General features: G+C 61.7%; 22 protein-coding genes, 1 tRNA gene and 1 pseudogene. 8 read left to right on the top strand and 16 right to left on the bottom strand.

All coding sequences use genetic code 11. The features are described 5' to 3' along the window. Positions 1-150: 150 nt before the first annotated feature. Entirely contained in the window at positions 151-531 is a 381-nt protein-coding gene (gene crcB / locus EYW47_RS04555; protein ID WP_133193703.1) for a fluoride efflux transporter CrcB, read from the top strand. A 112-nt stretch (positions 532-643) separates the two neighbouring features. On the opposite strand, the gene cfa is transcribed toward crcB, so the two are convergent. Next, entirely contained in the window at positions 644-1,810 is a 1,167-nt protein-coding gene (gene cfa, locus EYW47_RS04550) for a cyclopropane fatty acyl phospholipid synthase (RefSeq protein WP_133193702.1), read from the bottom strand. 306 nt (positions 1,811-2,116) lie between these two features. On the opposite strand from cfa, the gene EYW47_RS04545 reads away from it, so the two are divergent. Then, a complete protein-coding gene (locus tag EYW47_RS04545; protein ID WP_133193701.1) occupies positions 2,117-2,533 on the top strand; it encodes an HIT family protein in 417 nt (138 codons plus the stop codon). Between the two features lie 89 nt (positions 2,534-2,622). Here the strand turns inward: EYW47_RS04545 and EYW47_RS04540 are convergent. Further along, positions 2,623-2,919, bottom strand: a pseudogene (locus tag EYW47_RS04540) (porin); the annotation flags it as partial. Between the two features lie 342 nt (positions 2,920-3,261). Between EYW47_RS04540 and EYW47_RS04535 the strand changes: the two are divergent. Both EYW47_RS04535 and EYW47_RS04530 read left to right on the top strand, forming a co-directional pair. After that, positions 3,262-3,352 (top strand) — tRNA-Ser (locus tag EYW47_RS04535). A 123-nt stretch (positions 3,353-3,475) separates the two neighbouring features. Beyond that, positions 3,476-4,222 carry a DUF6338 family protein gene (locus EYW47_RS04530; protein WP_133193700.1) on the top strand — a complete coding sequence of 249 codons (747 nt, stop codon included), beginning with the start codon at positions 3,476-3,478 and terminating at the stop codon, positions 4,220-4,222. 93 nt (positions 4,223-4,315) lie between these two features. Here the strand turns inward: EYW47_RS04530 and EYW47_RS04525 are convergent, their stop codons facing one another. Then, positions 4,316-4,945 (bottom strand): hypothetical protein, encoded by a 630-nt coding sequence (locus tag EYW47_RS04525; RefSeq protein ID WP_133193699.1) that lies wholly within the window; start codon positions 4,943-4,945, stop codon positions 4,316-4,318. Between the two features lie 69 nt (positions 4,946-5,014). After that, positions 5,015-5,257: a DUF4224 domain-containing protein gene (locus tag EYW47_RS04520; protein ID WP_133193698.1), complete on the bottom strand. Its 243-nt coding sequence runs from the start codon at positions 5,255-5,257 to the stop codon at positions 5,015-5,017. Between the two features lie 785 nt (positions 5,258-6,042). Here EYW47_RS04520 and EYW47_RS04515 point away from each other — a divergent pair. Both EYW47_RS04515 and EYW47_RS04510 read left to right on the top strand, forming a co-directional pair. Next, the gene (locus EYW47_RS04515; RefSeq protein ID WP_133193697.1) at positions 6,043-6,336 is read left to right on the top strand and encodes a hypothetical protein; all 294 of its coding nucleotides are present in this window, start codon (positions 6,043-6,045) and stop codon (positions 6,334-6,336) included. 250 nt (positions 6,337-6,586) lie between these two features. Beyond that, a complete protein-coding gene (locus EYW47_RS04510) occupies positions 6,587-7,582 on the top strand; it encodes a hypothetical protein (protein WP_133193696.1) in 996 nt (331 codons plus the stop codon). 483 nt (positions 7,583-8,065) lie between these two features. Here the strand turns inward: EYW47_RS04510 and EYW47_RS04505 are convergent, their stop codons facing one another. From EYW47_RS04505 to EYW47_RS04450, 12 genes are all read right to left on the bottom strand, one after another. Next, positions 8,066-8,296: a hypothetical protein gene (locus EYW47_RS04505; protein WP_133193695.1), complete on the bottom strand. Its 231-nt coding sequence runs from the start codon at positions 8,294-8,296 to the stop codon at positions 8,066-8,068. A gap of 141 nt (positions 8,297-8,437) precedes the next feature. After that, entirely contained in the window at positions 8,438-9,241 is an 804-nt protein-coding gene (locus EYW47_RS04500; RefSeq protein ID WP_133193694.1) for a hypothetical protein, read from the bottom strand. Between the two features lie 21 nt (positions 9,242-9,262). Beyond that, on the bottom strand, positions 9,263-15,709 hold the full coding sequence (locus EYW47_RS04495; protein ID WP_133193693.1) for an LPD38 domain-containing protein: 6,447 nt from the start codon (positions 15,707-15,709) through the stop codon (positions 9,263-9,265). Positions 15,710-15,716: 7 nt separating this feature from the next. Continuing rightward, on the bottom strand, positions 15,717-16,757 hold the full coding sequence (locus EYW47_RS04490; RefSeq protein ID WP_133193692.1) for a hypothetical protein: 1,041 nt from the start codon (positions 16,755-16,757) through the stop codon (positions 15,717-15,719). A 133-nt stretch (positions 16,758-16,890) separates the two neighbouring features. Further along, on the bottom strand, positions 16,891-19,449 hold the full coding sequence (locus EYW47_RS04485) for a DUF3631 domain-containing protein (RefSeq protein WP_165976493.1): 2,559 nt from the start codon (positions 19,447-19,449) through the stop codon (positions 16,891-16,893). Positions 19,450-19,500: 51 nt separating this feature from the next. Next, positions 19,501-20,016 (bottom strand): hypothetical protein, encoded by a 516-nt coding sequence (locus EYW47_RS04480; RefSeq protein WP_133193690.1) that lies wholly within the window; start codon positions 20,014-20,016, stop codon positions 19,501-19,503. Further along, positions 20,013-20,300 (bottom strand): helix-turn-helix domain-containing protein, encoded by a 288-nt coding sequence (locus EYW47_RS04475; RefSeq protein WP_133193689.1) that lies wholly within the window; start codon positions 20,298-20,300, stop codon positions 20,013-20,015. The genes EYW47_RS04480 and EYW47_RS04475 overlap by 4 nt, the downstream gene beginning before the upstream one ends. After that, on the bottom strand, positions 20,300-20,509 hold the full coding sequence (locus tag EYW47_RS04470) for a helix-turn-helix transcriptional regulator (RefSeq protein WP_240763539.1): 210 nt from the start codon (positions 20,507-20,509) through the stop codon (positions 20,300-20,302). Before EYW47_RS04470 ends, EYW47_RS04475 begins: the two co-directional genes overlap by 1 nt. A gap of 91 nt (positions 20,510-20,600) precedes the next feature. Beyond that, positions 20,601-21,374 (bottom strand): hypothetical protein, encoded by a 774-nt coding sequence (locus EYW47_RS04465; RefSeq protein ID WP_133193688.1) that lies wholly within the window; start codon positions 21,372-21,374, stop codon positions 20,601-20,603. Between the two features lie 109 nt (positions 21,375-21,483). Further along, the gene (locus EYW47_RS04460; protein ID WP_133193687.1) at positions 21,484-21,816 is read right to left on the bottom strand and encodes a Gp49 family protein; all 333 of its coding nucleotides are present in this window, start codon (positions 21,814-21,816) and stop codon (positions 21,484-21,486) included. A 98-nt stretch (positions 21,817-21,914) separates the two neighbouring features. Further along, the gene (locus EYW47_RS04455) at positions 21,915-23,147 is read right to left on the bottom strand and encodes a tyrosine-type recombinase/integrase (RefSeq protein WP_133193686.1); all 1,233 of its coding nucleotides are present in this window, start codon (positions 23,145-23,147) and stop codon (positions 21,915-21,917) included. A gap of 343 nt (positions 23,148-23,490) precedes the next feature. Further along, positions 23,491-24,078, bottom strand: a complete 588-nt coding sequence (locus EYW47_RS04450; protein ID WP_133193685.1) for a hypothetical protein — start codon at positions 24,076-24,078, stop codon at positions 23,491-23,493. A gap of 277 nt (positions 24,079-24,355) precedes the next feature. Here EYW47_RS04450 and EYW47_RS04445 point away from each other — a divergent pair, with 277 nt between their 5' ends. Both EYW47_RS04445 and EYW47_RS04440 read left to right on the top strand, forming a co-directional pair. Beyond that, positions 24,356-24,553: a hypothetical protein gene (locus tag EYW47_RS04445; RefSeq protein ID WP_377784843.1), complete on the top strand. Its 198-nt coding sequence runs from the start codon at positions 24,356-24,358 to the stop codon at positions 24,551-24,553. A 49-nt stretch (positions 24,554-24,602) separates the two neighbouring features. Next, positions 24,603-25,127: a hypothetical protein gene (locus EYW47_RS04440; protein WP_133193684.1), complete on the top strand. Its 525-nt coding sequence runs from the start codon at positions 24,603-24,605 to the stop codon at positions 25,125-25,127. Positions 25,128-25,198: the final 71 nt, after the last annotated feature.

Genomic DNA, 25,198 nt, shown 5'->3' with positions numbered 1-25,198 from the left:
CGCGTGTCGTGTGGGTGTCAGGCACCTGGTGGGCCCAACAGCCGGCGCGCATCGCGGTGCTAAACTCCGGGGTCGAAAGCGGGACGCAATGGCAGGCAACGACTGGCCAGGCGGCGTCGCCTTTCATTGCGCCTACAACGACTCCACACCATGTATCTCTCGATTCTCGCCGTCGGCATTGGCGGCGCGCTCGGCTCGCTGCTGCGCTGGGTGCTCGGCCTGCGCCTGAACGCCGTCTTCCCCACGCTGCCGCTCGGCACGCTCGCGTCCAACATCATTGCGGGCTACATCATCGGCGTGGCGCTCGCCGCGTTCGCACGCCTGCCCGACGTCTCGCCGCAGTGGCGCCTGTTCGTCATCACCGGCTGCATGGGCGGGCTCTCCACGTTCTCGACCTTCTCCGCCGAAGTCGTCGCGCATCTGCAGAACGGCCGCTTCGGCTGGGCTGCGGGCGAGATTGCCATTCACGTCTGCTCATCCTTGCTGATGACGATACTCGGCATCGCAACGGTCGCCGCCGTGATGCGCTGAAGCCGCACCGCACGGTGCGAGCGCAGATGAGAAAGGCCGCGGCGCTTCACGCACGCGGCCTTTGTTTTTGACGGATCGGCCCTGTTTCAGGGCATCGTTGCGCTTGCAGCGATCACACCTGCGGCCGGCGATAGCCGCCGGGCAGTCCGTTCTTCGTCAGCACGTACTGCCACAACTGAATGTCGCGCGCGCGGAAAGCACCGGCGCACGAGAGCAGGTAGTAGCGCCACATGCGGTAGAAGCGGTGGCCCATTTCGGCCTCGAAGCGCGGCCACGCGGCCTCGAAGTTCGCGTGCCACGCCATGAGCGTGCGGTCGTAATCGGCGCCGAAGTTGTGCAGGTCCTCGACAACGAAAAGCCCGCCCGAAGCGTCCGCGACCTGGCCGATGGTGGGCAGCTCGCCGTTGGGGAAGATGTACTTGTCGACCCACGGATCGGGCGTGGTGTCGCGGCGGTTCTTGCCGATCGTGTGCAGCAAGAAGATGCCATCGTCGGCGAGGCAGCGATGCGCCACTTCCATATAAGTGCGGTAATTCTTGGGCCCGACGTGCTCGAACATGCCCACGCTCGCGATGCGGTCGAACTGCTCGTCGAGCAGGCGATAGTCCTGCAGGCGGAATTCCACGGGCAGGCCTTCGCAACGCCCGGCGCCCAGCGCGGCCTGCTCCTTCGAGATCGTGACGCCCACGCATGACACGCCGTAATTTTCCGCGGCGAATTTCATGAAACTGCCCCAGCCGCAGCCGATGTCGAGCAGACGCATGCCAGGCTTCAGGCCAAGCTTCCTGCAGATCAGGTCGAGCTTGGCTTCCTGCGCTTCGTCCAGCGTCTTCGCGCCGCCCGACCAGTAGCCGCAGGTGTAGGTCATGCGCTTGTCGAGCATGGCCTCGTAGAAAGCGTTGCCGATGTCGTAGTGCTGCTGCCCCACCTTCCACGCACGGCGCGCGGTCTGGCGGTTCATGAGGCGCGCCTTGAGCGCGTGAAAAACGAGCCGGGACGGATCGATCTGATCGTCTACATGCGCACGCAACACATGGGCGAAGAATTCGTCGAGCTGCTCGCAGTCCCACTGGTCGTCCATATAGGCTTCGCCGAGACCCAGATTACCGAGTGCGACTACGCGCTCCAGCGCCCGCGGATCGTGTACGCGCATATCCCACGGACGGGTGCCGTCGATCCTCACATCGGCGCGCGCCAATAGCTGGGCTGCGAACCGCCAGGCCCCTGATGCGGTGGCCTCGCGGGCGTGTTGGACTGCTTCGAGATCTGTCGTTGCCATACGCCCTCCGTATCAAGACGTTCGTCATCGCGCTCGCTGCGAGAAACATTATGATGCACCCACTTCAAAAAAACTGCAGGAAGCCCGACAGCCTCCCGGCGTGGGCGATAATCGGCGCTGCGCACCGCATTGCAAGGCGGGCGGACCCATAGGGCGGCCCGCCCGGGGCAGCCAGCCCGCAGCACGGCACTCACCTGCCCGCGCATGGCGGCGCAGCGTAGCGGCGCCCGGCGCTCCGTGCGGGGCGCCGCCTGCTTGATCCGCGCGGCGAGCATACGCCGCGCCCGAGACACTACCGAGGAACCCATGGCTTACGACGACAACAACATCTTCGCGAAACTCCTGCGCGGCGAAATCCCCTCCATCAAGCTGTGCGAGAACGACGCGGCGCTCGCGATCATGGACGTGATGCCGCAATCCGAAGGCCACGTGCTGGTGCTGCCGAAGGAGCCGGCTGAAGAGATTTACGAGCTCTCGCCCGAAGCGGTGTCCGCCGCAATGGCGATGGTGCAGAAATTGGCCATCGCCGTGCGCAAGGCGCTCGAGCCCGATGGGCTCCTGATCGCGCAGTTCAACGGCGCAGCGGCGGGGCAAACCGTGCCGCACGTGCATTTCCACCTCATCCCGCGCCGCAAGGGCGAAGAGTTGCGCCTGCACGCGCGCGACATGGCCGACAAGGCCGAGCTTGAAGCGACCGCTCAGCGCATCCGCGCGGCGCTGTAAGCCACGCGGCAAGTCACGCATCGGGTCACGCACCTGGCCACGCATTTGCCCCGTGTGGCGCGCGCGGCCCAATCGCGCGCGCCGTCCGCTCAGAACTTGTGACGGATGCCGACCACGGCAAGCGCCTGCGTATCCGTGCCCGAATTCACGCCGAAGTCGCCGATCGACGCCTGCGCATCCACGGCAGCACCTATCGCATTGAGCGTGTGGCCACTGGCCTGCTGCCAGCCGGCCAGTGCATAAAGCTCCGTGCTCTTCGAGAGCGCGTAGTCGCCGCCCACGTTCACCTGGTTGTAGTGCGCCGAGGCCGGCCCCGTGAGCGACGTGTAGTTGTAGCCCACGCCCGCACGCAACGCGGAGGTGACCTGATAGTTCACGAAGGCCGAGAGGCGTTGCATGTGCGGGTTCCGTAGCGTTTGTGTTTTGGGTTATCGGTTGCCGATGGGGGGCTGTCTTGCGATGGCGGCTTGCTGGAAGCCAATCGGCAAGATCAGACGGCAACGATACGGAATGCCCGCCGAGCGGTGAACGAAGCAATTCTTCGATGCTTTGCAGGGGGCTTGGCGGGGCGCGGGTGGCACGGATCCGGGGATGGATGACCCCGGCGCGATACGCGGCTACGGCGGCCCGGAAACGCATGCGGCACTGGACCGCATGGTCGATGCAGAGGCAGACTCTTGACGCCCTCTCCCACGCCGCCAAGAGTCTGCTATAATTCGCGTCCCGCCGGAGAGATGGATGAGCGGTTTAAGTCGCACGCCTGGAAAGCGTGTATAGGTTAATAGCCTATCGGGGGTTCGAATCCCCCTCTCTCCGCCAGGACACCAATGAATACGGGCCTCTCGGCCCGTTTTTCTTTTCTACCCGCCAAACAGCCCGCCAAACCGGGGAAAGCGGTTCCGCTGTCGCAGAAGTCCCAAACAATAAGCCCGTTAAGAGCATATGGACATCACGAGCGTCGACAAACTCCTTCTCGCAGTTGTCTTTCTTATCCCGGGCTTCGTGGCCATGAAAGTCTATAGCGTGCTCACGTCGAGCGAGCGATTAGACGCCTCGAAGGCTTTGGTCGACGCCCTCGCGTTCAGTTGCTTGACCTATGCCGCATTCTCTTGGGCAATCCTATGGGTCCGCGAGGTACAACTCGCTGCATTTCATCCGGTGTGGTTCGGGGTGTTTTGCGTGGCACTTCTGTTTATCGCACCCGCTATCGCGGCGGTCGCGCTCTTTGCGGCACGCCGCCTTCGCTCGGTCGCGCGATGGCTACCGCACCCTGTTGGAAAGCCTTGGGACTTCGTTTTCAGCCGTCGAGAACAAGCCTACGTTATCGTTACACTCAATTCCGGTCGCAGAATTGGCGGCTTTTACGGAGGTGAGTCGTTTGCCTCTAGCCACCCGTATGAAGAGCAAATCTTTATTGAGACAGTGTGGGACATCGACGACGAGCAAGGTTTCAAAGAGAAACACACGCGTTCGCGCGGTATGATGATCTCTGGCGCGAACATTGAAACGATTGAGTTCATAGGGCTATACGATGACGACGAACAACGGCAAGCCGACGCGGGGAATCGCGAACGAAGGGTATCAACCAACGGTGCAAAAGGGGTATCAACCGACCAACAAGGTGGGAGGCGGGTACCAGCCGCCGAAGAACATCGCCCCACCTCCTCCGCCGCCGGCACCCAAGAATAAAGGCTAGTTCGGCAATCCCCCAGAAGCCTTCGGCGTGCGCCGAGGGCGCCGAGTTCTTCACGCTTTGCGGCATCCACACTACGCATCGCGTGGTCACGCGGGCCGATTTTCGCCCTGTCGATGCACCGCGGATATTGGCGATCGCCGTTCGACGTGGGCCACATAGTGTGACGAATCAGGTGCCCAGTCGAAATATACGCCCGAGTCAGCTTCCTGCATTTCTCGTGCGATGTGTGGTGCGAGTTCCAGCACGTCAGTGAACAAGAGTTTTTGTTGCCTGTCGCCCAGCACATGGGCGAACACCTCAACTTGATAGCGGCCTGCGCCAAACCTGAAGGCACTCGAATCGGGTGCCACCAGAAAGTGATGATTGGCTTCTACGCCTGTCTCCCCTACAAACAGGCCGCTGCCCCGAACCAGCTTTCCCATCTCGCCATAGACCCAGATGTTGAACGTACTCTGGTGCTCACCATCGCGAGCGATCACTACATGCATGTTCTCGACTACGCGGCCACGCTTGGAAGTGGCGAACAGCAGCGCGCGAAGATAGATTTTTGGAGTCGGCGTATGGTCGCCCCAGCGCGAGCTATCTGCACCAAAGAATATTTGGGTTGGCCGGGTCATCTTCACCGTTCCTCGGTGGAAGAGTGTCAACCAGGCAGTCACCGCTGAGACGGCTAGTGCAAGCACGGAGACGCCCGTCGCAATTGGATCGGCAGTCATCTGATTCCTTTGGCTGAAGGCCAGAATCATCACCGCTGTAAACGGTGCGCGGCTTGACACTCGCCGACATCATCGACGCTTGCTTGTAGTGGCCAAACTCAGCGCTTCGAAGTTATGTTTCTTAACGATGGACTGAACACCAGCCAGACTCCCCGTCAACTTCGCGTCACGGTACGCACGCAGAACCACGGGTCTACCGCCGCGGGCAATCTCGAAGATCCAGCTGCGTTCCGACAACCAGCGCATCTGGTCGGCACGCCGCTTGTAACCCGTCAGCGACACAAGCTCATCGGCCGTTAGGTAGTCGTCCATGGTTTTTGACTGCTCCGGTAGTGTCAACACCCTCGCTGCGGCCCGGTCATCCGGGCGTCCGGCATACTAGATTACCCTGAACACAACGCTACCGCCCCGATCGTGTGGGACCGGTGGTCACATCAAATCTGCATCGTGTGGCTTGGCGGTCATTTCAACTGCGGCAATGGCGTCGTTCAATAGCCGTGCTCACCCCGGAATGTGTTCACACACTGACGCACGCGAGTCAGGCAGAACGGGGCTTTCAGCCGGAAAAGCCTGTGACAGTAGCTGCACTGTTACAGTGACATGCCTGATTTTGGCGGTCGCAAACGTCACAGCTACGCGCGCACGCGCGCACGCGCGAGACGGCGGCAAGTCAGGGCGCCCGATTCACATCAACCTCGCGCGCACACGCGCGAGGCAGCGCCGTAAGCCATGGTGCCCGATTCTTCGCAGCTACGCGCGTGCGCGCGAGGGCATCGATGGGCGTCGCAACGACGTATCGTCGCTTGCGCTGTTCACAGACCCTGTTTTAGTTGCCGCGATTCTCTACACTCACGCGCGTGCGCGCGCGAGGCAGCGATTCGGCATCCTATGGCTGAAGCCTGCATGTGTGATGGCACGCAGACTGGCAAGCGATATGGCCCAACCCCCTCTTGCATCGATGTAAACTTTTTATCGTTCTCGATTTGGGGCGCGCACGCGCGCGCGCGAGGGCAGCGGCGGCAAATCGTGCGCAACATTTGTCGCATCTTCGCGCACGCGCGCGTACGAAGGAACAAAAGACCTGAACAGGGGAAAACATGGACGCGTTCATTTTCGACTTCGGCGTACTCGTTGGGATCGCTGCACCGTTTGCCATTCTGTTTGCCCTGGCGGCGGCCACCTTCAAGATAGCGCTTAGCAAAGCTGTACGTCGGTGGCTTGTTGGCTACTGCGTACTAGCAATCATGCTGCTCTACAAGGGCGCCACCCAGAACCCCTACGCTCGCCTGGAACACGACACCCGCTATATGGGCGCAATGACTCTCATTGTTGGCCTGATCGTCGCGGCCGTGCTGTACTACCCTCGCCGGGACAAATTGCCCGTTGCTTGACGCACGCAAATTGTCGGCGCTTGCCGCCCGTACGCAGTTGGGCCTGTACTTCGGCGTGTTACTCGCTCAGCGCCAGTTGTACTACGCCTGAATGCACGTGATCGAGTCCGTTGTCGCCGCACATAGCGCCAGGCAGGCTACGTTGAGACCCGGCCAGTAAGCGAAGCGCCTGGATTGCCGGTAGACCGTAGTACGATGGTCGTGACGCAATTTGCTGAACGAGAGCAGGCTACCAGGCGAAACGATACCCATGAGCGACAGCCCGATGAAGAGTCACGTGTTTGCGGTGTTGGACGAACCGTACTGCGTGTGGGAACACCCTGAAGACAATAACAACCTGGAGTTCTTGAACGGGATTGACCCGGCCTATTTCAGCTTTGTGGCTGAGCGCATGCGCTCAACAGAGGCGTCTGCCGAAGAAGATCGCCGCGCGGCAACCGCGCTTCGGTCTACCTATCACCATGCGTTGGAGACTTTCTTTTCGCTTGTCGGAGCGCTGGTTCAGGCACCGACTTGCGTGTATGGATGGTTGGCGCAGTGCAGTACCCCAACACTGCGAACGCTGGTTGAGCAGATATCCGAGAACAGGTTCAGTTCGCCGAATGTCGTGCAAGGGGCGCCGGTAACGTGGGAAACGATTTCGGCGGTGGTGCACGGCAGGATGGACGTAAGCGAGCCCGAGCGTGCGCGTGTCATCAGCGGCTTCGCGGACCTGTGGGCGCGCAGCGCACTACTGTTTCTCAGGCGCGAGAACATTGACGAGTACAACAGCCTCAAACACGGCTTTCGCGTGCATGCTGGCGGATTTCAACTGTCTATGGACGTGGCCGCCAATGAGCAGGTAGGAGCACCAACCACCAAGTTTGACTTGGGAGGAAGCAAGTACGGTTCGCGGTATCTGCTCATCGAGCGCATAGGCGGCACAGCGAAATCCAACCGGAGCTTCATCCCTCGGCGCCACTACGTCAACTGGAGCGCCGAGCAGACATCTTTACTGCTGGTTCTCCTCAGCGCTTCAATCAGAAACGTCGTCACGTTTCTGAAGCTCCTTAACGGTGGTGGCGATCAAACCAACTCCGCATGCCCTACGGACGATGAGTTTCAGGCCCCCTGGGGCCACACTGTCGGGGTCGTCAGGATGGATCTAGCTCGAAAAATCCCAGACTGGGCGGTGAGCGCAACGACGAGACAAAATCTAGACGAACACCTGGCAACAATTGGTTTCAAACGTGCGACTGGCAAATAGCAATCTCGTTGCGTCGTGACGCTTGGCGGTTCTCACACTACACATCGCGAGGTCACTCCAACGGTGGGAGCTTTTCGCCGTGCTGCCCACACAGCGTGATGAATCCGGTGCCGAGTCGAAATATACGCCTCTTGAAATCGGATTCCTTGTCTCCATCTTTGGCATGTCGAAGGCAAACTCGAAGGAGGTGTCCCATGACACAATTTTTGAGATGCCCGAGGGAGACCGAGTGTTGCCGGATTGCACGCGTTGCATCCGTGCTGCAGGCGATTAGCCGGGTGAGAGCAAATCGGGCGTCTGCGAAGATGCTTCTCCCTTACTTCGACATCCAATTGGCCACCTAGTCTTGATTCTGGACGACCCAAACGCTTATGCCTTTTTGGCGGGTTGTATGGTGGGTATGTGTCTTGAACATGCCTGCAAGCGCCACCACTGTTCACACTCCGGCGGAAGCCGTCTCCGCATGGCACGCGCCAGCGACGATTACGCTCCCCAGCATTCCAGTGCTGTAAGGCTAAGCTCGGGGGCACTCGCCAGGCACTCGGCGATGAACAGATCCCGTTCATTTGGCGGCCGGCGATGGGCGAACAGCATCGGTGAGTCGACCACCATCAATTCGCCGGGCAAGAGCTCTTCCACGCTGCCGACCGGTCGCGGGTTCGGCGTGCCTGGCGGCAGGTGGCATGCATACAGAACATTGGCCGGTACTTGCACGATAGCCTCCAGTGAGCGCTTTTCATCCGGGCTGCCCGGTGTTCAGGCTAACACCTTTTTCGGGTGGCGAATGTGGCAGATCGCGCGCACGCGAGGGGACCGCTGGCGATCCTCACACGGCGACGCTTTGATGTTCACAGGTTAGCCCTCGATCGACATCACCGCGTGCGCTTCCTTCAGCCGATCGTCCAGCCAGTTCACCATGGCATCGAATGGCGCCGCCAGCAATGCGAACCACACTGCCGTGCTCACGCGCAGCGATTCCCGTACGTATTCGCCGGACGCCGGCGCGGTGCCGGCACCGTCACACATTCCGCAGGGCTCGTACGTTGGCAGCCGTAGCCATTCGCCCGTGTCACCGTCCAGTACATCATGCGAGCCAGTCAGCAACCGGCCTGCCCCATGGCAATGCGCACACGGCCTCGGTGCCGCAAACGCCTGTAGCGTCGCCGTGACAAGTGACAGCCCAAGATGCTCGATCGGGCCGCCTCGGAACCCGCTGAGGGCGTACAGACGGTCGCGTGTGTGACGTAGCCCGTCAGCATCAAGCAGGTACATCGCTCGTGCAAGGTCTGCCGTGTCGGTCGGCATGTGTGCGAGCGCTGACGCTACAGCTTCCCACCCTTCGCCTTTGGTCGGATTGCCGTCGACGCGCTCCTCAAAGCGTGACGTTTTCAATGAAAGCAGCGACAGCGATTCAATGCGGTCACGTTCAGGAAGGCTGCAGTTTTCGGCTTGCTGGATGGGCTGTGGTGCACGCGCCAGTTCGTCCGCGTCATCGATCACGTCGTCTGGTACGGTCTCTTCATGTGTGGCGTAAGCGTCTTCCTGTTCCGGGAGCCACGGGGCGAGCTGGCGCAGCATCGAATTAGAGAACGGCATCGTTATCTCGTCGGGGGTAAAGCACAGGAACGCATGAGGCTGCACGTCAACCGTGCAGCCCATCCGGTGTCCGGCTGTTGCCGCTTACTCGTTGTCTTGTCGCTTGAGTTCTGCTCCGCTGATGCGCTGCGCGAGCTCGTTGCGTTGCTGGTCGATCCGGTTCAGCATCGCGCGCTTCGTGTCGGCCGACAGAGTGGGGCTGTCAAGGATTCGCTTCTCCTGCAGCGCGAGCCGTGATTCGATCGTCGCTGCGTTCTGGGCCATCTCGTGCTCGAATATCAACGTGCGGTTGTCGGGTCCCAGCATGTGCTCACGATTCAGCACGTCCTGTGCCTTGTCGAACTGCCCGGTATTGAGCGAGGCGTGATACGACGCATAGGCTTGCTGGATCGCGGTGAGGTTGTTGCTCATGACGTCCGCGTATCGACTCGCGTTCTCAGGCAGCGACGATGCAAAGCCCATCGTGTAGTCGCGCAGCTGCAGTGCTGGCTTGGGGCCGTTGTCCGAGAAGGGCCGCGTGGCCACGTCGACGGCTGCCGTCGCCGTGGTGCCTAGCCAGCCGAAGTAGCCGTTCACCAGATAGTCGATCTGCACGGGCGACAGCTTGCTGTACTCCCCTTGCATAAGCCGCACGGGGTCAGGCAAACCGAGCTGCCCAAGGAACCGGGCTGCCATCGACGTGTACGGCGTATAGCGGTCTTCCGGCTGCATCGATTGCAGGCTCTGCGACTCGATCGCACGCCCTGTGAAATCGTCCTTGTTGGCATAGACCTGGTAAAGCGGCCGGACGATCTGAGGCACTGGGTTCAGGTTGAACTGGTTGACGAGCAAGCTGCGCAACTCGCCGATGTACCGGCTGTTCGTCATCTCGGGGTCGGTCAATGCCTCCCATGTGCGCTCGGCGAGCGTGCCCACCGCGCCCACTTCGAACGGCTTCGGGATGCGATAGGCGGTATCGCCGATCTTGAACCACCAGTAGTTATCCCGGTCCCAGTCGGGCCGCGCTTGCCAGTCAGGGTCGTTGCGATAGGCGAGCATCAGGCCAAGGCTCGCCATTGCAACAGCGCCCATCACCGTGCCGGCCCGTCTCGGGTTCTCGGCAACTGCGCGCCCCAGCTTGTAAGCGCCTTGAATCCGCGCGTTCAGGAACGGCACCGCGGTCGTGAGGAACCGCACAACCGGGAACTGGCCCTGCAGCGAGAAGTCCATCAGGTCGCGGGCATGAAACGATGCCTCGTCGTGGCCCATGCCCTGGGCCGTCAGTTGCTCATAAAGCGCCGCACGGTTCGCGTTTTCCACCTTGTTGCCGAACTCGTGATACAGCTCGGCGAGATGCTGCGCCTTCGTCCACATCGCACTGACGGCGCCTTCATTGTTCAGGATCGTTGCGGCGTCGACACCCTGCTCGATCAGGCGATGCGCCCGTGTCGCCTCGTTGCCCTCCAGCATCGTGCCAAAGTTGATGATGCCGCCCGAAGCGAGCATCGAGGCGTGCGTCTGCGTCCCGCGAGTGGCGCCGCGATAGCCCTGCACGACGTTCGATACCGGGTTCAGCTTGATGTCAGTGGTGCCGAGCGCCGTCAGCGTATCGCGGATCAGGTTGCGAATCCGGAAGCCTGGCGCCAGTGTCGTGCCGGTGGTGAGAATCTGCTTGAACGTCGCCAGCGGTCGCATCCAGCCGGGAACCTGCGCGGACATTGCCGATACGGCCGACAACAGATGCGGGTCGCTGACCTCGTAGAACTCAGGCTTGCCGTCAACAAGCACCTTGACGGCACCTTTGCCGGCGTCGGCCGCTGTCACCCTGTCAGCGGCTCCCACTCGTGTAGCCGCGTCCATCGTGAGTTGCGCGGCCCGGTTCTTTGCCGCAGCGCCGAGCAGATGCCCCCAGTTTGACAGCGTGTTCGCGAGCAGATCCTGGTTGAGTTGGCCGGTGCCGCCCTTGAGCTTCTTGAACGCGTACTGGTTGACGAGCCCGCCAGTCTTGCCCGGCCCCCGCATTCCCTCACCTTCGTCCATCGCGCGATAGAACGGCACGTACGGCTGATCCTTGAAGAGCTGGCGCGTCGACGCATCGAGCAGCCCCGAATCTTCGGCAACCTTGAGCACGGCGTCGTTGAAGTCGTTGTAATCGCTCAGCGCCGCGGCAAACTTCTGCTGGCGCTGCGGGTGCTCAGCGTCGCTACGATCCAGTGTCTTCAGTGCGGAAATGTCGCTGTCGGTGAACAGGTTCTCTTTGCCCTGCGCCATCAGTTGCTCGGCACGCTGCGCCGCCACCCACAGGAAGAACCGCCCCTGTTCGCCATCGAGGCCCGACAGCACTTTCGCGAAGCCCGTGTCATGCACATCGACATCGAGCACCCCATCGCGCAGGACCGGCTTACCGTACAGGAGCATCGCTTCTAGACCGCCAGTCTCGGCGCCCTTGGCTAGGCGCGTATGCATGTACGCGTTCGCATCGAGCTGCTTGATCGGATAGAACTGGTCGGCAATGCCCTGCGTCAGCTTTGCGCCAAGGTCTTTCTTAAGGGCATCGATCCGCTCTTTGTAGGTCTGCTTCTGTGTGATCGCTCCAACGGATCGCGCTGCCGCTTCCTGGGCTGCATCGAGGTTGCCCAGGTACAGCGCACGCTCACCGCTGGCGCGCACCTGTGGATCGCCCGACAGGGGGTTTGCCTTCGCGGCATCAGGCCCGCTCTCTTCGGGCTCGGCGTTTTCTGCTTCGACTACGCCCCGTCCGCCTCCAGTTCCGCGTCGGTAGTGTCCGGAAATCTCGCTTTCAGGTCCGCGATCACCTGATCCCGGGTTCTCGCTCCCGCCAGGATGTCGTCCGGCTTCATCTGCCGGGGGTCCGTTCCCTGCGTCTCGGGTTGCGTCGGTGTCGCTTGCGACTGGCGTTGAGGCTTTGGTGTCTGCATTTCGCGCCTCCGGTTGGTCAGGAGACAGCTTATCCCGATCCGCTGCCGCCTGCGCCGGCTCCTGTGTCTCGAGCGCGCGCTCATCGTTGAATCGGGCGACCGGCTGGCGGAACATCCGGGCAGCAGCCGCGTCCTGCGTCGGCTCGGGCTCGCGAGCGGGCGACTCCACGGCGCGCCGATCGCCAAAGCGCGCCACTGGCTGGCCGAATTTCCGGACGGGTGCCGTACCCTGCGTCGGCTCGGGCGAACGGTCCTGAACGGGTGCCGGTGAGCTCCGGTCCGGCACTTTGCCAACGAAGGCGCGGTCGTTCCGGACCGGCTCCACAAGCTGCGTCGGCTGCGTGCCTTCGTTACGGTTCGCCACCTTCGCGCGCAGCATGTCAGCCTCGTGCTGCATCGGCCTGCTGCCGGCCTGGGTTGCGTATTCGCTGAGCGCTCGACGCACCTGCGTTCGCACACCCTGCAGGTTGTTCACCATGTCATCGGTCGCAAACTTCTTGAAGCCAACGTTGGTGAGCAGTTTGTCGATGAACGACGTGACGAAGTCGGCGATGCGATACACCAGCGAACGGTTTGCCTTTGGCCCTGCGGCATCGGCGAACACCTGTTGCCACGTGCGGTATTCGCCGAACCGGTTGCCGACCAGGTCCGCGATGAATTCATCCGTCATGCGTTGGCGCACACCCGGATCGGCGGTCGCCTGGCGCACCTGCTCATCGCTCATGTCACCGCGATTCATGTAGTACCGGTAGAACCGGTTCTCGCCACCTTCGCCGACGTGTGCCATCAGCGCGTCCTGCATCCCCTTGTACAGGTTCGGCGCTTCGGCCTGCATCTGGTGTGCGAGCTCGTGCCCGACCACAACCAGGTGGTGTGCGCCCGACGCGTCCGCGTTCACGTAGATCGCCTTCGAGTCACCCGGCAGCACGGCGCCGTCGAGTGACCGCCCGGCCGTGTCGCCTTCCTGGCGGAACAGCACGACGCGCTTGCCGAAGATCGCCGCCGACTTCTGCAGCAACCCGACATCGTCGCGCGAAAGCGTTGTCGCGCCCTCGACGCCGTTGCTGGCCGGCGTGCGGACATCCGGCAGCGACGTCGGGTCGACGGGCACGAGTCCGGTTCCGGAGTCAGCCTGCCCGCGTGCGCGTGCATCGGAGTCCATCGCTGCCTTCAGCGGCTGCAGTTCCGGCGCCGTATCGGCGAGGGAACGGGCCGGAGCGGTCGCAGGCGCCGTTCCCGTGGCTTCGGCCTGGGTGTCAGTCGTCTCGGCGCCCTGCAGCCCGCTGTGGGCCGGGGGCATCGTTGTTACGACCTCGGCTGGCCTTTCAGTCACATCCGGCTGCTCGAGATGCGCGGCATCCTGCAGAATGCCTGCGCGCTGCTGGCTGAACTCCGGTTCCTGCGGCGCGGCGACGCCGTGCAGCATGTCGCCATTCGCGCTGACCGTGCTGACGCGCTCCGGGTTCTTCGTCACCTCGGCCACGAGCTGCGCGTTGCGCCGGCCTGCGGCGATCTGCTGCGCCTGTTCACGGATCGCCGGGTCGGGATGATGCGCCGCAAGCGCGCCGAGCTGCGTCGTGGTCAGGTTGTTCAGGTCCCGGTTGCCCAGGCGCGTCAGCTCGGCGGACATCGCCGTCGACAGCGGCGACGGAGCTGCCGGCTCATTGAATCCCTGCGCCTCGGTTACAGCCGGTGCCTGCGCCGCCTGCTGCTCGCGCTGGGCCTGCTCGGCAGCTGCGAAGCCCCGCTCGCGCGCCTGCTGGTCCTGGGCGGCCAGTTGCGTCTGACGCTGGGCAAACGCATCGGCGGGCGCGGCGAGCGGCGCGTTGGTCGCCTGCGTCTGGTCGAAGGCCTGCGTCCGCATGGCCTGCTGCGCCTGGTTCGCCTGATCGGCGTAGAACGCACGCTCCGCGGTGAGCGCATCCGGTGCCGGCGTGGCTTCCGCTTCGGCTGGAGTCGGCACGCCCGCGCTGCTCAGGATGCCGCGTGCCTGCATGACACCTTCAGCCGCGCTCTTGCCAACGACCTGTTCAGCCGCGGCGATTGCATCGTCCACCGACCCGGCATGCATGATCGTGCCGATGGTGTCGGTGATCGACGGCGGCGCGACCTCCGGCACAACCGGCGAGGACGGGATGGGAGCGCCCGCTGCCTTCAGCCATGAGGGGCTGTTCTCTACGTTCCCGATGTCTGCCGCAGCTGCCTGCTCATCCGTCTGCCGTGGTGCAGCCGTTGCCCAGGAAGGCAGCCCCGGATTGGTGTTGTCGGGCGCGTTCGGGTCGAAAAGTGCGCTGGGTGCCGCGCCTGCCGCTTCGTCGCCGGTCGGCGTGAAGTTCGGGAAGGCCTGCCCGATCGTTCCGCGTGCGCGCTGCTGCGCCTGCGCGTCAGCGTCGGACTGCTGCTGGCGGATTGCATCGGCGAAGCCGGTGTACATCGCATCGGGACCGATCTCGATCGGCTGGCCTTTCAGGATCTGGTTCTGGGCGTAGAGCCCGAAGTCATTCGCCACGTCCGGTGACTTCGTGGCAATCAGCGCGGCGGCGCCCAGTGCGGCGTTCGCGCGCGCGTCCGGGTCGGCCTGTGGGTCGGCCAGCAGCTTCGCCGTGCCGCCCGCGCGCACGCCCTGCACGGTCGCGCCGGCAGCGTGCATTACACCGCCGAATGCTGCCCCCTGTACCGCCGCATCGATCAGGCCCGAGGCGGTCGGCCCGTCGCCCGCTCCATACGCCGCCTCGGTGCCCTGCACGCCGGCCTGCGTCGCGGTGTTGACGGCCGCGCCCTCGGCTGCAGCTGCAGCGCTCCCCTTCGCCACATTGCCCAGCGTCTGGGTGAACGCTGTTTTGACGAGCTGCCCCTCGGCGGCGCTGGCGAGCCGGTTGACGAGGGGTTCGAGAGCGTTGCCGAGGCCGATCCGGTTGAACGCATACTGGGCAGCGCCCGCGATGGTGCCGGTGATTGTGCCCGCGCCCAACGCCCGGTTCTCGGCCTGCTGCGCTGGCATGCCTGCTTTCGTGCTGGCGGCCTGCACCCGTTCGAAGGATGACTCGGCAAACTGGCCGATCATCAGGCCCAGTTGGCCCAGCAGCCCGATCGACAGACCGATCCCGGCACCTGCCACGGTGCCAGGGCCAGGGAGAATCGAGCCGAGCGCCGCGCCAAGCGTCGCGCCCCCGAGCGCGAGAGAGCCGGTTTGCCCGATCATCTCACCCATGCCGTACATGTTGCGCCGGACCACCCCGCCTTCCTGACCTTGCGCTGATTGCTGCGTACCTGGTCCTTGTTGGCTCTGCTGCGCCTGGATCTCCTCGGACATGCGCTGCACGAGGTTGCTGCCCAGATCCTCGATCGTGTTCGAGTCGACGACGGCGCCGAGTGCATGAACAGCATGGCCGATGAACTGGCCGCCCTGCTCCAGCGTTGGGACGATGCTGGACTCGCCGTGCGCGACGCCGTGTGCAGCATCGCTCAGCGCGCCCGGGTCGGGGCCTTCCAGCTGGGCGTAGGGGTTGCCGGCGGCCTGCTGGGCCTCGATCTGGGCATACGGATTGGCGCCAGGTTGCTGCGCGGTCGGCTGGCTGGTTTTCGGGGCGGTGGGTTGCGTGTTGTCGACCATGTCTGCCTCAATAGTTCATGTTGCCCGTGATCAGGCCGGTGGGGTCATTGCCGAGCGCGAGACCCGAACCAAGCTGGCCCGGTTGCGGAACGTTCGTGATCGTCGAACCGGCCGGCGCAGTCGGTGCAGCGGGCGCGCTCGAAGCCGCGGGTGCGGGCTGGGTCGCCGCAGTAGATACGGCTGCAGCCGCCGATGGCGCAAAAGGATTCGATACCGTCTGCCCGGAAGCATCGGGCGCCGCGCCTGGTGTCTTGCCTCCTGCGGCAAGCGCCTTTGAAGCCTGGCCAGCACCGAACTGCGCATCGAATTGCGCCGCTGTTTCAGGGTGATCGAGCAGGTACTGGACCGACTGCATCGACGGCGCCTTGCCATCGGTCGGCGGCAGCTGCCCTGTCGTCAGCACTTGTCGCGCAGCCTGGAAGTCCTGACCGGCGCCGGCCGTGTCGCCCATGCCGATCTTCCGGCTGCCTTCACTCATCAGGCTCTGCGCGAGGAGGACCGTGCGCTGGTCGAGATTCTTCATCCCCATCAACGGCTTGTTCGGATCGTTCGGGTCCATCAAGGGATTGACCGTCTGCTTCAGCGTGCCCGGATCGATACCGATCGCTACGATGCGGCCGTCGCCGAGCGTCTGGATCGATTTGGCTGCGGCCATCAGGCGCGCATTCGCCATCGATGCCTGAGTGGCAAGCCGGGCAGCGCCCAGCTCGGCCCCGGCATGGATGCTGGCCGCCCCGAGCTCGCCCTGCACCTGCAACTTGCCGAGCGTGACGGCGTTCGAACGGTTGGCTTCGCCTTCACCCTTCAGGAACGTCTGCTGACTCGACTGCATCTCACTTTCATGCGTAAACTGCGCGCCTTGCTCTTCCGTGCGAAAGCCGTGCTGCTGCTCGGCGATGCGCAGCTCCTTCTCAGTGTCCAACTGCTCCTGCAACTTCACGAGATCAAGCTTCTGTTCCTGCTCCTGCATCGACTGCAGCCCAGTGTTGGCTGATTTGCCGGCGCCCTCTGCGCCGCCAGCCAGGGCCGCTCCCAGAATTAAGCTCATGGTGTTCATCCTTCCAGTTCAATTGTGTGATGAATGGCGGCGGACTGCCGGCGCGTTCATTTGCTTAGGAGTGTTAACAGTTGATGCTGTTTTTGTTCACATTCGACAATCCTTGAAAAGGGGCAAGCGGTGTTCAGTCCAGAAAAGAACCCCCCGCCGTTTGCTCCATCACCCCCGTTACCCCCGTTTCGCCGGTTACACAGTCGCAAGCCTTATCTGGCAACGGTTCCAGCGTAACTAGGTCACTTTCCGGCGCACCTTCAAAAACCGCCGTAGTTACGCTGGAACCCCCGCCAGTATTGGCTTGTGTCTGTGTAACTGGCGAAACGGGGGTGAGCGGGGGTGAAGGTAGATAACGGGCGAATGCATCAGCAAAATGCCCTATGACAAATCCCCTCGAGACCTTGTAACCATCCCGCAGCGGTTTTGCCTGAATCCCGAATTCGGCCAGCTTCGCGCCCAGTTGGCGTACGGACATCGGGCGGCCACGGCTCCATGTACGCCACGGCGCATCGTCATCCCGGAGCAGTTCCGTAAGCAGATCCGCCATCGAGACGCGCGACGCGTCCAGCCTTTCGAATGCCGCCTTGATGTCACCGAGAAGTTCAACACCCGAGCTCGGCGATTCGTTGAACTCGCCTGACAGCATCAGCGCCGCCCGTTTCGCCGTCTCGGGCCACGAACCGCCCACAATCTCGGCGACCTGCAGCAAGGGAAACCAATTATCAGCGGCGCGGTCGTGCAGTTCGTTTGGTACAACGGGACGCGCGGCGCGCACGGCGCCGGCATTGTCACGCGACCAGCGCGCCAGCTTCGAGCAAAGCGCGCCGAACAGTTCCGGGTCTGCATCGCGCAGTTTGTCGACGCGTTCGCTTGGCAGTTTGCGGCGAAGCTCAAGTGCAATCGATCGGTCCATCAGCGTGTCGGAGAGATGCCCGATCCCGGCGATTGCCTTCGCACCAAAGACATCGAAGCGGGTGGGAGTGTGGTCTTCACCCACCGTGCGCACTACGTAGGCGGTATCGCGCGTGTGGCCCGCGTTGAGAATTCCGCGCAACTCCTCGTTCTCCCGCATAAAAGCGTCTGCCTCGTCGAGGAGCAATGTCGGTTGCCACGCTTCGAGCGCGCGAAACAGTGCGGCCGGTGAGATGTTGCTCGCTGATATCGGACGTTGGCAAATGCGGCTCATAACGGAGAGAAGCTGCGTTTTCCCGCAGCGTTTTTCCGGGGCGGTTATAGCTGCGATGGGAGCGACGCTGACCGAATCGATCAGCCAGGTCATGACGACCCACAGGGCAGCAGCTTGTGCCGTCGCCTCGCTGCACACGATGAAACGCCGAAACGTTGCAGCCAGTTCGTCAAGGAGCATCGCACCGTCAACGGATTCGGGCCACGGCTCAACCTTTTCAAAAAAGCCGCTGCTGTCCTCGTCTTCGCCGTCGCTGCCATCTACATCAGCGTTTCCCGCAGTGCGGCGTGCCTTCTTTACCGCGTTGTCCAGCGGTCCGACACGAACGTTGATCCGTTCGGCTTCAGCCTTGCGGATCTGCTCATAACGCTCGATGGGCAGTCGAGCGAGCCACTTGACGACATCTTCAACGGGTGCCTGTGCGCGGGCGTCTTCCGCCAGCTTGATAAGCGTTCCGACCGACACTACGTTGCCTTCCTTCCGGTCGGCCCGAAGAGTGCTCCATTCGCGATCGAGCGTGTCTGGGTCATACATCGGTACGGTCTCGCCGGTGCCCTTGTCGACGCACGTACGGTCGTCCCGTGAAGAGATGTTGTGTGCCAGCTCGCGTCCCTCATCGGAGCCCCTGAACTGATGGTGTAGACCGCCAAGCAGCTTGGTTAGCCAGGTCGAACGGTCGAATATCTCGGGGGTGTGGATCATCAACCACCGTAGCCAAGGCACCAGCTCAGCCTTGACGCGTTCAAGGGTCCAACGCGGGTCGGGCTGCTTCAGCATCAACGGATCGACTTCACCAATTACATGCAAGTCCGGCGTCCGCGCTCGTGGCGCGACCGTCGGCCCGGGGGCATTCCCATTCGCGGCGGCAATCGCGAGGTAGTAGTCCGGATTGAGGTAACCGTGGCCGGGATGCTTGCCGTGCAGGAAGTCGGCCCCCTTGTTCTGCACGGGTAAGAACATCATCTGTGCCGGCTTGATCGATGCAGGGTCGAGGGCTGAATTGAACAGCGCTGCAACCGCTGCGCAAAGCGGGCGGTACTCCGCTGGCGACACGTCGCGGGCAAGCGGGATGATGACCCGCAACCGCGGCGCATCGGCGCTGTGCGATCGTGTGGTGTGCCACAGCGATGCAAAGTCGCCGAATGTCCTGCCGCAGTCCAGATCAAAGAACAGGTTTCCCGCATCTTTGTCGAAGTCGAGCGTGATTGCTGAACGGGACACCAGATGCTCATCGTCGCGGACGCCATCGCGGCACGTGCCAAACAGCACGAACCGGTCTTTCTTTTTCAGCTCGTCCCGCTTTGCCTTCGGGTAGGCAAGGTAAGTCCGGTGGTCGACCGCAGAATGCACCGGCTCCTCTAGCAGCGCGCTCAGCTCATCCCAGTTATAGGTCCGTGTCGGTTCGACGACACCCAGATTACTCCGCCCGGTCGCCGCACCGATGGGGCGTTCCTCCCCAATCGTGAGCGCTCGTGGCGTAGATACGGCGCTTTCTGTTAACATAGGGTTCCTGATGTTTTTGCCCGGCCTATGTGTCATCAAAGGCCGGGCTTTTTATTGCTGCGGCTCGGGGCGAATGATTGCGTTCGGATTACCACGCCCGGGAGCACGGCGCACGCGGTAGAAGCCCGGTAGCAACAGCGCGGCCAGGATCGCTTCGCCGTTCGCTACATGCCGCCCGATGCTCTGCTCGATCTCGTGCTTTAAGCTGTACGAGCCAGATTCACGGCCAAAGACCGAATGCATGAGCGCTAACCACAGCACGGCAAGCTCTACAACGTCCCAGTTGAATCCGGTTTGCGCATGCTTGTCATCGTCAGCGAATCCGTTCGTCCCGAGCGTCGGATGCTCACTCAGCACCCGCTTCGCGCTGTCATGATCGAACGGGAGCATCTTGGCACTCACACGTGCGTTGGGGCCACGTAGGAGCAGTTGAACAACTGCGGCAGTAACGAACCTGTCGTCGTCTTCGTCGTAAATCCGCAGGTTCTCGCGCAGCGCGTCGACAACCAGGCTCGGCATGCGAACGCTCACGCAATCATCACCGTGGATTCGCTGGAATCGCTTCATTTCGGCCTCCTTGCGCTGCGCACGAGAGCATACTTCGCAACGTTATGTTCGGTGCCGTCTGTAGCAACCTCGCGGCTTCGCACCGTGATGATGGCGTGGCCGGCGTGACGCAGCTCCATGACTCTCGCCGCGGGATGCATCACGGCTATCTGTTCGCGAGCGTCGATGGTTGAAAGCGGCCGTTCGTGTAACCAGGCAAGTACACGCGCCCGTTGCGCAGCGGCAGAGTTGGGGTGAGATGTGCCAGGGGAAGCGACTCGGCGATGGGCGGCGCGGTGTGTCATTACGCGGCCCCTGTCAGCAACTTGCGAAGCGCACCGACATTCCACCTAGTGTTGCCACCGATCTTTACTGGCGCGGGAAGCGCACCACGCTTCGTCATGGTCCACACCGTCACTTCATGAACGCCGAGCAGTTTTGCAACAATTTTTGCACTGACGCCTGCCATGTCGGGCAAGTTGTCAATGGCTTTCAGATCAACGTCGTTACGCACTTGTTCCTCCTTTGTTGCCATTGCGATTAATGGCATTGGGGAACGTTACGTCGGCAGATGATCTCCGCGTGTCAGAAAGTCAATTTGATTGTCAGCTTTTCTTTGGGAGCTGAAGAAGCTCCATACCCTTCCCGATGTTTTCGCGGATCTGCGTGTCACCAGCACCACGCGTATTCTCACGCGGGAGCGGGTCAAGCAGCGACCGCACGTCATCTGCAATATTGTCTGCATTCGGCGTGCCGTCGTCCTTCTTGTAACGGTTGCTCTTGTTGGCGAGAAGCATTGCCAGGCCGGCTATTTGCTTTCGATAGGAACGTTCGCGTGTCTCGCTGAGTTCATCAGCGTCGCCCGGGGTAAGGAAATGGTTAACCCATGTGTGATAGGGGATCTCGGATTTGCGCGCGATGTTCAGCCACTGCAGCAGCGTGCGTTGCTCGTTCGTTTTCGTGTTCTGAATCGAGTCGAACAATGCGATCAATCTGCGATGCACGTCACGTGCATCAATGAAGCCCAACCGCTTTCCGTCTTCGTCGTGCATGGAAAGATTAATCGGCGCTGCTTCAATGTCTTCTTGCGCAGCGACTATCTGCGTTGCTGGATTGCCTTTGTAGTGAAGTGGGTTAACACCACATAGCAGCAAGGCGGCCTGCGCTGCAGTGACAAGCCTATCAGGCTTGAGCCAGTCATCGGCGGTCATCCATTCCGCATACCACTCTTTTCCCCTTTCTCCGTCTGGTCTGTTGCTTTGAGCCTGCGTCGGCAGCGGGTCGAATATCGCGGGTCGCAAGCCTCTTTCGTCCTGCTGAGCGTGGATGGCAGGTGTTTGCTTAACAGCCGGTTCTGGCGTCTTTCGCTTCGTAGCCATTAGCATTCCTTTGTATACATGCGCTTCAAGCTCTGCGCCTCTGCCGGGCCGGTGAAATGTCAGACCTTCGTGACGGCACCAGGCAGAGGCAAAAACGGCAGCTCAGCCGTCAGGCGGCTTGACGAAGCATTTTCGCGCGGTCACGGTGAGCGTCTTCCATCGCCATGAAACCGAAGTAGCCCCACAGGTTTTCGAAGGCTTCGGTGTAGGCAATCTCGCGTCCCCTTGCTTCACTGAAATCTGCCGGATCAATGCAACGCGATTCCCCGGATTCGATGAAGCCGTTGTCGAGCGTGATGAAGCAGAGGGTTATCGCGTGATCCGTGTAGATGTATTCCACGGTGGCGATGCGAGCCTCGATGTGCTCGCGTGTTACTGGCGTGCCACCGTTCGCAAACCCACGGTTGCTTTGCGCATCAGCGGTAAAATGGATGTTAGCCATGATTTCAAGCTCCTTGGTAGCTTGGGTTGTGGTCAGGCGGCATGTGGTGTTCCCGCACCCGTGCCGCCGCTTTTGCCTGCAACCGGCAGGCAGCGGTTTTACGCGGCTCTATGCATAGGAATGACCGCGCCTTTCTGCAGCGGCTTCGCGATGAATGTGGCCCATGCGTTCATCAGCTTGCGGCGCCGCTCCAGTACGTCGCCACGCCAATACGCAGCTTCAGATGCATCGCCCTTGACGTGCGCCAGCGCTACTTCGGCCAGCTCGCGCGGAAAGTTTGTGTACTCACCTGCCCAGTCTCGAAACGACGAGCGGAATCCGTGAGGCACGGCTTCGAGATCCATACGACGCATGACGGCGAGGAGGGTCATATCGGACATCATGCCGCCCCGTGGCGCGGGGAAGACCAAATCGACACCTTCGTATCGGGGGAGTGCCTTAAGCATTGCGACCGCAGCGGCCGATAGCGGAACGCGATGCTCCTTCTTCGCCTTCATGCGGTTTGCCGGGACCGCCCATACGCCGCGGTCCATGTCGATCTCGCTCCACGTCGCACCGCGCGCCTCGCCTGAACGGGCGGCGGTGAGGATCGCGAATTCAAGGCAGCGGGCAGCGCCCGTGTTGATCGCGCGTAGCGTTACCATGAACCCACCCATATCAGCGATCGGCAGCGCGGGATGGTTGCGTACCGCCTTGACCTTGCTTGGATTCGCCAAGAGTTGGTCGAGGTTGCCGCGCCATTCCGCAGGGTTGTCACCCTCGCGAAAATCACTGGCTCGAGCCCAGTCCAGAACGTTCGCGATCCGGCCGCGCAACCGTGAAGCTGTCTCTGTCTTCGCCGCCCAGATCGGTTCGAGCACCTGAAGTACGTGCTCCCGGCCTATATGCCGGACGTAGATCTTACCGAGCACGGGATAAGCGTATTGCTCCAGCGTGGCGGTCCATTGAAGTCGATGCTTGGGATTGCTCCACTCGTCAGCCTTCGCCTCAATGAACCGCTTCGCGGCTTCCTGAAACGTGATCTCCGACGCCTGGGCGGCGCGCAGCCGACTGGCGGCGACTTTGCGTGCCATGACGGGATCAGTGCCGTTAGCGATGGCGTCGCGCGTCTCTTGCGCCTTGCGGCAGGCATCGGCAAGCGTCACGGCCGGGTAAGCGCCAAGCCCGATCTCACGCCGTTTGCTGCCTACCATCGTGCGCAAGATCCACGAGCGGGCACCCGCTGGCGTCACCTGAAGCGCCAGGCCAGCCACGCGGCCAACCGAGTGAAGCCCAGGTTGAGTCAGCCGCGATACGGCCAATGCGCTCAGTTCCTTCGCAATCTTCGGCATGTTTGCACCCCTGCTGCTTAAGACCCACCAACCTACCCACCATAAACACTATTATTTATTGCAAGGGATTGCAAGTAATATTTATTAGACCCAGATGGGTGTTAACAGATAAGTTGCTGTTAACACTGCGGAATTATTTATTAATTTTAAGAGGGTGCTATCGATTGCAAGGATTGCAGAAGCGGACCCTCTCTCCGCCAGGACACCAATGAATACGGGCCTTTTGGCCCGCTTTTCATTTCTATCCACACTGGTATCTACACGCCCGCAAGCGGCAGGCTAAGCCTGGCTTACCCCCTCACTGGCGACCGGTTGGCTGCGTTGTCTACGAACAACGCCCGGCTCAACTGTGCTCGATGGCAGCAAGCTGCTCGGCCATTCTGTTGCGGATATCAAGGCACGCACTCCGCATTTGTCCAAGCGTTTTGAAGAACTCCTCAAACCCCGCTCCGTCGATCTCCCGATGATTTGCGAGCATGAAGTCCACTTTTTCACGAAGCTGGCGCACCGTCGCGGTCAGCATCATGACCAGACGGACGAGCTCAGGGGTATTCAAGTCGTGCAAGGGTATCGAAACGGTAACGCGTTCCATCTCCTGCAATTCGGGATAGTCGAAGTGCCTTTCACCCCTGCCTACTTGTTGAACCGCTTCACGGTCGGGTAACTGCGTTACCACGTGCGAAGCGAGGTTCCACGCCGCGGTCGCAATTTCAACGACAGCGCCCGCACGGGTGATCCTTTTTTGGCGTTGGATGTCTCGCTGCAGTCTTCGCGCGCTCGAACCTGACCACCAGATCGCGACAACGGACGCAATCGCTTGAACCCACGTCGCGGTCTCTGTTGATGTATACGGTGCGTGTCTGAGGACCACGCTCGTTACTATGACGAAGGCTAGCACCCCCAGCGGCCACATCCACTCGTTCGGCTTCATCGTCGCCCCTCGTTTTCTTCGACGAGATCATACGTCAGCACCCGACAAGGACGGCCTCACGAAGCCGAATCTGTGTGTCCGCCTCACCACAAAATCGACGTTGAACCTCCATAACGCCATGCCGTAACTATGGCGCGGCTCGCCCCGTTCGGACCACGTCTGTAGCGTTGAGCGACGCGTGCACAAAATCGCCGCCAGCCGATGACCTGTCAGGAACGTCTTCCCACTCGCCGAAGGGCAGTAGAACAGACTGAGTCTCGCCTACAATGCCAAGGTCGTGGCGCATGGCCGCGGCGCGCACTTTATCGCCCAGCACCAGTTCGCGTACGCGGTGCTCGACAACCTTGGCGGCGCGTACAACCGCACACGGTTCATCAATGAACGCCGGGCGATGCAGCAGTGGGCGGACTACCTCGACGGGCTCAAGGCTGGAGCCAAGGTTATCCCGATCACGCCGGCGTCGGGAGCCGCATAGACACTGGGCGCTGCCGCATGCCTGGTCCAACTCGCGATGGTGGTTAATCATGAGCTTGAAGCGCGCCACGGAAATTGCCGACCTCTCCCTGAAGATTCTTTCATGCCTCGCGATTATTGTCGCCGGGGGATGGGCGCTTTGGATCTTTGGCCTGAGTGGCTCGCGAGACTGGCAACTCAACCTCACGATGGATGCGAACGTTCTTCCTTATCGGGACGATTTGCGCCTCGTCGTCGTCCACGTCCACGCGAAAAATCCACGGCCCGTTACGTTCCAGCTAAATAGCAAGGCCGGCGACACGTACGAGTTACGCGTACGTGAGGTTGATCCGAAGAGGGTGGCGAAGGACGTAATCGACGAGGACACTGGAGCGGTCCTAGCCAAGGCAGATCTGATGGCCGGTACCGGAGATCTATACGAGTTCCTGCCCGGCGCCGAAATGGACGACATGCGGACATTCGTTATCCCGGTGGGCGCCACAGTCGCATTTACCGCCGAAGTCACACAGCACAAGGGCAAGCCGGACGAAGATTCCAATTCCGTCTCGAGTGTTGTCCGCGTAACCGATCGATGAGCGGACGCGATTTATTCAACGTGCATTGAACGTTGCTCAAGCATTGACCGACCATTACTATCTGCTTCCGT

Source organism: Paraburkholderia silviterrae (genome assembly GCF_004353915.1).
In the GTDB taxonomy this organism is placed as follows: Bacteria; Pseudomonadota; Gammaproteobacteria; order Burkholderiales; family Burkholderiaceae; genus Paraburkholderia; species Paraburkholderia silviterrae.
This window is presented reverse-complemented; position numbering and strand designations above follow the sequence as displayed.

Bases quoted from the DNA above. Each gene is read 5' to 3' on its own strand.
- crcB (WP_133193703.1), top strand. From the start codon at position 151: ATGTATCTCTCGATTCTCGCCGTCGGCATTGGCGGCGCGCTCGGCTCG.
- cfa (WP_133193702.1), bottom strand. From the start codon at position 1,810: ATGGCAACGACAGATCTCGAAGCAGTCCAACACGCCCGCGAGGCCACC.
- EYW47_RS04545 (WP_133193701.1), top strand. From the start codon at position 2,117: ATGGCTTACGACGACAACAACATCTTCGCGAAACTCCTGCGCGGCGAA.
- EYW47_RS04530 (WP_133193700.1), top strand. From the start codon at position 3,476: ATGGACATCACGAGCGTCGACAAACTCCTTCTCGCAGTTGTCTTTCTT.
- EYW47_RS04525 (WP_133193699.1), bottom strand. From the start codon at position 4,945: ATGACTGCCGATCCAATTGCGACGGGCGTCTCCGTGCTTGCACTAGCC.
- EYW47_RS04520 (WP_133193698.1), bottom strand. From the start codon at position 5,257: ATGGACGACTACCTAACGGCCGATGAGCTTGTGTCGCTGACGGGTTAC.
- EYW47_RS04515 (WP_133193697.1), top strand. From the start codon at position 6,043: ATGGACGCGTTCATTTTCGACTTCGGCGTACTCGTTGGGATCGCTGCA.
- EYW47_RS04510 (WP_133193696.1), top strand. From the start codon at position 6,587: ATGAGCGACAGCCCGATGAAGAGTCACGTGTTTGCGGTGTTGGACGAA.
- EYW47_RS04500 (WP_133193694.1), bottom strand. From the start codon at position 9,241: ATGGGCTGCACGGTTGACGTGCAGCCTCATGCGTTCCTGTGCTTTACC.
- EYW47_RS04495 (WP_133193693.1), bottom strand. From the start codon at position 15,709: ATGGTCGACAACACGCAACCCACCGCCCCGAAAACCAGCCAGCCGACC.
- EYW47_RS04490 (WP_133193692.1), bottom strand. From the start codon at position 16,757: ATGAGCTTAATTCTGGGAGCGGCCCTGGCTGGCGGCGCAGAGGGCGCC.
- EYW47_RS04485 (WP_165976493.1), bottom strand. From the start codon at position 19,449: ATGTTAACAGAAAGCGCCGTATCTACGCCACGAGCGCTCACGATTGGG.
- EYW47_RS04480 (WP_133193690.1), bottom strand. From the start codon at position 20,016: ATGAAGCGATTCCAGCGAATCCACGGTGATGATTGCGTGAGCGTTCGC.
- EYW47_RS04475 (WP_133193689.1), bottom strand. From the start codon at position 20,300: ATGACACACCGCGCCGCCCATCGCCGAGTCGCTTCCCCTGGCACATCT.
- EYW47_RS04465 (WP_133193688.1), bottom strand. From the start codon at position 21,374: ATGGCTACGAAGCGAAAGACGCCAGAACCGGCTGTTAAGCAAACACCT.
- EYW47_RS04460 (WP_133193687.1), bottom strand. From the start codon at position 21,816: ATGGCTAACATCCATTTTACCGCTGATGCGCAAAGCAACCGTGGGTTT.
- EYW47_RS04455 (WP_133193686.1), bottom strand. From the start codon at position 23,147: ATGCCGAAGATTGCGAAGGAACTGAGCGCATTGGCCGTATCGCGGCTG.
- EYW47_RS04450 (WP_133193685.1), bottom strand. From the start codon at position 24,078: ATGAAGCCGAACGAGTGGATGTGGCCGCTGGGGGTGCTAGCCTTCGTC.
- EYW47_RS04440 (WP_133193684.1), top strand. From the start codon at position 24,603: ATGAGCTTGAAGCGCGCCACGGAAATTGCCGACCTCTCCCTGAAGATT.